The organism is uncultured Campylobacter sp. (genome assembly GCF_938030815.1).
Taxonomy (GTDB): domain Bacteria; phylum Campylobacterota; class Campylobacteria; order Campylobacterales; family Campylobacteraceae; genus Campylobacter_B.
In genome coordinates, this window is the sequence record NZ_CALHII010000215.1 from 1 (window position 1) to 6,121 (window position 6,121).

At 51.6% G+C, this 6,121-nt stretch carries 5 protein-coding genes; all 5 read right to left on the bottom strand.

Annotation, left to right across the window (positions count from 1 at the left end; translation table 11 throughout):
- The coding region (truB, locus tag Q0277_RS08440; protein WP_297997233.1) for a tRNA pseudouridine(55) synthase TruB at positions 1-793 on the bottom strand (793 nt) is incomplete at its 3' end.
- On the bottom strand, positions 786-2,846 hold the full coding sequence (locus Q0277_RS08445; RefSeq protein WP_297997234.1) for a UvrD-helicase domain-containing protein: 2,061 nt from the start codon (positions 2,844-2,846) through the stop codon (positions 786-788). The genes truB and Q0277_RS08445, both read right to left, overlap by 8 nt.
- Entirely contained in the window at positions 2,843-3,250 is a 408-nt protein-coding gene (locus tag Q0277_RS08450; RefSeq protein ID WP_005871775.1) for a hypothetical protein, read from the bottom strand. Before Q0277_RS08450 ends, Q0277_RS08445 begins: the two co-directional genes overlap by 4 nt.
- Before the next feature lies 1 nt (position 3,251).
- Positions 3,252-5,072: a M3 family oligoendopeptidase gene (locus Q0277_RS08455; protein ID WP_297997237.1), complete on the bottom strand. Its 1,821-nt coding sequence runs from the start codon at positions 5,070-5,072 to the stop codon at positions 3,252-3,254.
- Positions 5,073-5,182: 110 nt separating this feature from the next.
- Positions 5,183-6,121: serine/threonine transporter SstT (gene sstT / locus Q0277_RS08460; protein WP_297997238.1), on the bottom strand; the 939-nt coding region annotated here is incomplete at its 5' end.

The window sequence follows — 6,121 nt, forward strand, 5'->3', positions numbered from 1 at the left end:
GGCGAATGCTCTGGTCGATGCTGCCGACCGGATGAAAGTGCACCAACCTGCCGTCCGCGCGGCTCGCCAGATCCTTTGCGACAAGCTTTTTGCCCAAGATCACGTCGCGAGCGTCGCCGTCGTAAAAGTTCGGCGCGAGATCCAAAAACTCAAGCGGATTTAGCGCCGCCTCGTCCGCAAAGCGCGGATCTTTCAAATCGAAAGCCCCCTCGCTCTCCCGCCTAAGCGCGCTAAGTGTACCGCAAACGCCTAGCTTTTCTGCTAAAATTTGCACAAAAGAGCGCACGTAGCCGCCCTCGCTTAGTGCGACGCGAAAACTCACGAAGGGGTGAGCGTAGCTTAAAATTTCGGCATCAAAAACCCGCATCGAGCTCTCTTTTAGGCTCACCTCTTCGCCCGCGCGAGCGAGCTTGTATGCGCGCACGCCGCCAATTTTCTTGGCGCTGAAAGCGGGCGGGATAAATTTTATCTCGCCGCGCATTTGCGCCACCGCAGCGTCTAAAACCTCGCGCGAAAGCGGCGGAATTTGTTCCACGCGCCCTATGTTTTCGTTATCGCCGCTTGGGCTTTGCGCGCCTAGCCACAGCGTCGCGGCGTAAACTTTTGGCTCCTTTTTTAAAAATCTAAAAAAGCGCGCGTATTGCCCGAACGCGACGATCAGCGCGCCGCTCGCGAAAGGATCGAGCGTGCCGCTAAAGCCCGCCTTTTTCACGCCGTATTTGCGCTTAAGAGTGCTTAAAAATTTATTGCTGCCGATGCCCGCAGGCTTGTCCGCCAAAAATAATCTATTCATAAGCGCCGATCTTTTCTACGAAATTTGACATTATCACGCGCGAAATTCCGCCGAAATTTATCGTGAGTCGGTCGCCGTTTACCGCCGTGATCTGTCCGATACCGAAGAGTTTGTGTTTGATCAGCTCTCCCTTGCTAAAGCCGCTGCTTTGCTCGCGAGACGGCTCTTTAGCCACCAAACCCGCCTCGGCTATAAATCTGCTCGCATCCAGCCTCTCGCGCTTGCCGCGATAAAAGCGGCTAGCGGCAAAGCTAAGCGTGAGAGTGCGTTTGGCGCGCGTAATCGCTACGTATGCGAGCCTGCGCTCCTCCTCGATGTCATTGCTGTCGCCCAAAAGCGGGAAAAAGCCCTCCTCCAGCCCGATTACGAAAAGATGCTCGAACTCAAGCCCTTTGCTGGCGTGTACGCTCATTATATTTATCGCATCGCCCATGATCGCGTCTTGATCGCTAAGAAGGCTCAGCTCGTTTAAAAATTCCGCCAGATCAAAATCGGGCTTATTGCTCGCTTCGTCCTTCAGCATCGCCAAAAACTCGTCGATATTTGCGACGCGATCGGCGCCGTCGGGCAGCGAGGCGTAGTAAGTCTTTAGCCCGAAAGCGGGCTCCAGCGCGTCTATTTTTTTGATCGTATCGGCTAGCGCGGAGATAGAGGCGATGCCACTTTTAAGCTCCGCTAATGCCTGCGCCGCCTTGGCGCTAAGCCCCGCGTCCGGCTCGCTAAAGGCGTCAAATAGGCTTATGAGCCGCAGGCGCGAAAGCTCCTCGAGCTTCGCCAGCGAGACCTTGCCGATGCCGCGCTTGGGCACGTTTATGATCCGCCTTATCGAAAAGTCGTCGTGCTCGTCGTTTACTAGGCGCAGATAGGCGATCGTGTCCTTGATCTCGGCGCGCTCGTAAAATTTCACGCCGCCTACCATTTTGTACGGGATTTTGGCGCGATTTAGCCCCTCCTCCAGCGCGCGCGAAAGAGCGTTTACGCGGTAAAGCACGGCGATTTGAGAGGGCGCTACGCCGCTTGAAAGCAGCTTTTTGATAGCTTCTGCGATCTTTGCCGCCTCGATACTCTCCTCAGAAGAATGCAAAATTTCGATCTTTTCGCCGCCGCCGTTCATGCTAGTAAGGCTCTTGCCGAGGCGGTTTTTGTTATGCGAGATGAGCTCGTTGGCGGCATTTAAAATTTCATCCGTGGAGCGGTAGTTCTGCTCGAGCTTGATAAATTTCACGTTTGAGAACTGATCTTTAAAATTTAAGATATTTTCTATCCGTGCGCCGCGCCAGCCGTAAATACTCTGATCGTCATCGCCCACTACCGCGAGGTTTTCATGCGTGGTACAGAGCTTTTGCAGAAGTTTAAATTGAATGTCGTTGGTGTCCTGATACTCATCCACCGTAATATAGGCGTAACGGCGCGAAATTTCATCGCATAGCCGCTCATTCGCGCTTAAAATTTTATACGGCAAGATCAGCAGATCATCGAAATCCACAAGATTATTCGCCGCTAAATACGCCTCGTAGCGCTTGTATGCATCAGCGCAATGCGCGTAAAATCCGCTATACATCCTGCTTAGCTCGTCATCTTCGCCCTTTAGAAGCTCGTCGATATCTTTAGGGTCGATTAGAGAATTTTTGTAGGTTGAAATTTTGGCCGCTAATAGCGACGTGGGCAAATTTATCTCAAAGCCCTTGATGATCTTTTTCTTATCGTCCGTATCGATTACTTGAAAGTTTGCACTGCGTCCAAGCTCGCTAATATGAAATTTCAAAAACAAAAGCCCGAATTTATGAAAGGTGCACAAAAGCGGCACGCTGCTTAAATTTAGCCCGCTTATCAGATTAAGCGCTCGCGAGCGCATCTCGGCGGCAGCTTTGTTCGTAAACGTAAGCGTGAGAGTATTTTCCGCAGGCACGCCGTTTGCGAGCAGATAGGCAAGGCGCGCGGTGATCGTTTTGGTTTTGCCGCTGCCCGCACCCGCTAAGATTAACATCGCTCCGTCCACGTGGCTCACAGCCTCGCGCTGAGCGGGATTAAGGCCTTCTAAAATATCGCTCATTTTGAGAAAATTTTACGCGATTTTTCGCGCTTAAGCCACTCGGACTCGGGCTGGGAGAAATTTACCGCGATGGGCTTGCCGTCCACGACGATCTGCAAGACCGCATAAAACGGCACGCTAAGCGTGCTTGCAAAATCCTGCGGCCCAAAGCCCGCCTCGAAAACCAGCTCATCCTTGCTAAGATGCGCGCTAGAAAGCGTGTATTCCTCCAGCTGCAAAAAGATCGCGGGCATTTTGAAGCTTTTTAAAATTTCCTCCGGCAGCGGCGGGTCAAATTTTATCTGATCCGTCCTCGCAACGATGCCAAATCCATATCCAAGAGCCAAAACGTAATCCAAAACCGCGCCTATATTTGCGCTGCTCGCAGCGATAAACTTATCGTCTTTTAAAATTTTATCTATCATCCTAACCCCTCACAAACTCATCTACAAGCGCCGCGACCTGCTCTATGCCGATGCGCCAAAACTCGCTTTTATTGATGTCAAACCCGAATTTCGCCACTAGCTTTTGCGGTGCGTCGCTGCCGCCCGAGCTTAAAAACTCGGTGTAAATTTGAACGAAATTTTCGAGCCTGCCGCTCTTATACAGCCCGTAAAGCGCGAGCACCAAAAGCTGCGCATAGGCATAGGAGTAGCAGTAAAACGGCGTGTGAACGAAGTGCGGGATGTAGCTCCACCAGCTTTTGTAATGATCCTGCAAGATTAGCTCGCCCGCAAACATCTTGCGCGACTCCTCCATCCAAAGCTCACCCAGCTGCTCAACGCTTAGCTCATCCGCACTCGCATGCACACGCCGCTCAAAGGTCGTAAATCCGATCTGGCGGTAAAGCGTCGCGAAGATATCCTCGATCTTTGCCGCAAGCATCGCTCTTAGCGCAGTCTTATCGCTTGCGATCTGTGAGGGCGTATCCGTATCGAGCGCTGCGTATTTGCACGAACCTGCGGAACCTTGCGAAGCGTCGCACTTTAAATTTTGCGAGCCGTTTAAATTTGAAAAATTTTCGCGCATATAATCAAACACTAGCATCTCGCAAAATACCGACGCGGTCTCCGCCGTCGTCAGCGGCGTAAAGGAGTTGAAATAGCCCACGCCATAGCTTAGATACTGATGTATCGCGTGCCCCAGCTCGTGCGCGAGGGTAAATACGTCGCGGCGCTTGCGCGTAAAATTTAAAAGCACGAAAGGGTGCGTATCGCGCGAGCCCGAATGCGAAAACGCGCCACTTTGCTTATTTTGCGCGGGCATTGCGTCGATCCAGTTTTGCTCAAACGCGATCAACGCGATCTGCTTAAATTTCGGGCTAAATTTTTCAAACGCCGCAAGCACGATCTGCTTAGCCTGCTCGAAGCTAAACTCGCTCTCATCGCCCCCAAGCGGCGCGTATCTGTCGTAATCATACAGCGCGTCGTAGCCTAAAATTTCGCGCTTTTTGGCGTAAAATTTGCCGACCAGAGCGAAGCTTCGCTCCGTCTCTGCGATCAGCGCATCGACACTTGCGATGTTTATCTGATTTTCCTCATGCATCACCGCCTCAGCTTTATCGTAGCCGCGCAGTTCGCAGCGAATTTTAAGATCGGTTTTGATCATATTGTAGATGTAGCCAAGCAGGTGGGAATTTTGCTCTAGCACCGCACTTAGCGAAGCTGCGGCATCCTTTCGCACCTCGCGATCAGGGCTATGAAGCAGGCTTAAAATTTCCTCCTCGCCAAGCTTGCGCCCGCGAAAATCAAAGCCCATCCGCGCCATGCTCTCGTCAAAAAGTCGCGAAAACGCCTCGCCGCTTACGGGCGAAGTTTTTAAAAGCACGCTTTCTTGCGGCAGGCTTAGCTGGTGGGCCTTGCGCTGCTTAAGTAGGCTCAAATAATATCTGAATCTCCCGCCCCCTGCGATAAACTCGTCCTGTTTTGCGGCGTCAAGCTCGTTAAACTCGAGCTCGAAAAAGAGCAGGCTCTGCGAAATGTCGTTGCAAGCCTGCTCCGTCTTAGCCTGCTGCGCCCCAAGGCTCGTATCTCGCGCGAATCTAAGATGCGCAAAGCTCATTATCTTGCCGATCTGCTCGCTGATGCCCTCATAAAGCTCAAGCGCGCCTAAAAACTCCTCCGCGCTAAGAGTGTACAGCTTATCTTTAAATTTAAGCTCAAAATCCCTAGCCTGCGCGGAGGCGCTATCTATCGCGCCGCTAAATTCCGCTTCGTTTGCAAACAACTCGCCTAAATTCCAATTCATCGATTTCCTTTTAAAATTTTTGAATAATTTTATCAAAAAAAATAAGTAAAATTTTAAAAACCGCGAGATCCGCCGCCCTAGCGGAATTCGCGGTAAAATTTTAAGGTGAGTTATTTTTGCATACTTTGCGACGCGATCGCCGTAAAAATCACGTCCGTGGAGCTATTGATCGCGGTTTCTACCGAGTCTTGGATCACGCCGATGATAAAGCCGATCGCAACTACCTGCATTGCGATGTCGTTTGAGATATTAAAGAGCGAGCACGCAAGCGGTATCAGCATCAACGAACCTCCGGGCACGCCGCTAGCGCCGCACGCACCGACCGCCGAGACCACGCAAAGCAGCAGCGCCGTCCAAAAATCAGGGCGCACGCCGAGCGTATGAGCCGCAGCAAGCGCTAAGATCGCGATTACCACCGCAGCGCCCGCCATATTTATCGTAGCTCCCAAAGGGATCGAGATCGAGCTTAGCTCGTCGCTGATGCCGAGCTTTTTGCATAAATTTAAATTTACCGGGATATTCGCCGCCGAGCTGCGGGTAAAAAACGCTGTGAGGCCGCTTTCGCGTAGGCAGGTAAATACGAGCGGATATGGATTTTTCTTAATCACCGCAAAGACGATGAGCGGATTTACCACGAGGGCTACGAACGCCATCGCACCTACTAGCACGACTACGATTCGCGCATATCCAAGCAGCGCATCGATGCCAGTTTGATACACGGTAGAAGCTACTAGACCGAAAATTCCAAACGGCGCGAGCTGGATTACGAACTGCACGATTTTGGTTACCGCTTCGCTCAGATCGGTAAAAATTTTCTTTGTTTCATTAGTGCAAAATTTAAGCGCGACGCCAAGACCTATCGCCCAAGTTAAAATTCCTACGTAATTTCCGTGCGCGATAGCGTTTAGCGGATTATCTACGACCTTAAAAAGCAGATCTTTTAGCACGATCCAAACGCTCGCAGGGACCGCATTTTCTGCCGCGCCGACATTGCTTAGAGCAAGCTGCGTCGGAAATAAAAAGCTGGCTGCTACCCCCACGCACGAGGC

Bases quoted from the DNA above. Each gene is read 5' to 3' on its own strand.
- Q0277_RS08455 (WP_297997237.1), bottom strand. From the start codon at position 5,072: ATGAATTGGAATTTAGGCGAGTTGTTTGCAAACGAAGCGGAATTTAGC.
- Q0277_RS08450 (WP_005871775.1), bottom strand. From the start codon at position 3,250: ATGATAGATAAAATTTTAAAAGACGATAAGTTTATCGCTGCGAGCAGC.
- Q0277_RS08445 (WP_297997234.1), bottom strand. From the start codon at position 2,846: ATGAGCGATATTTTAGAAGGCCTTAATCCCGCTCAGCGCGAGGCTGTG.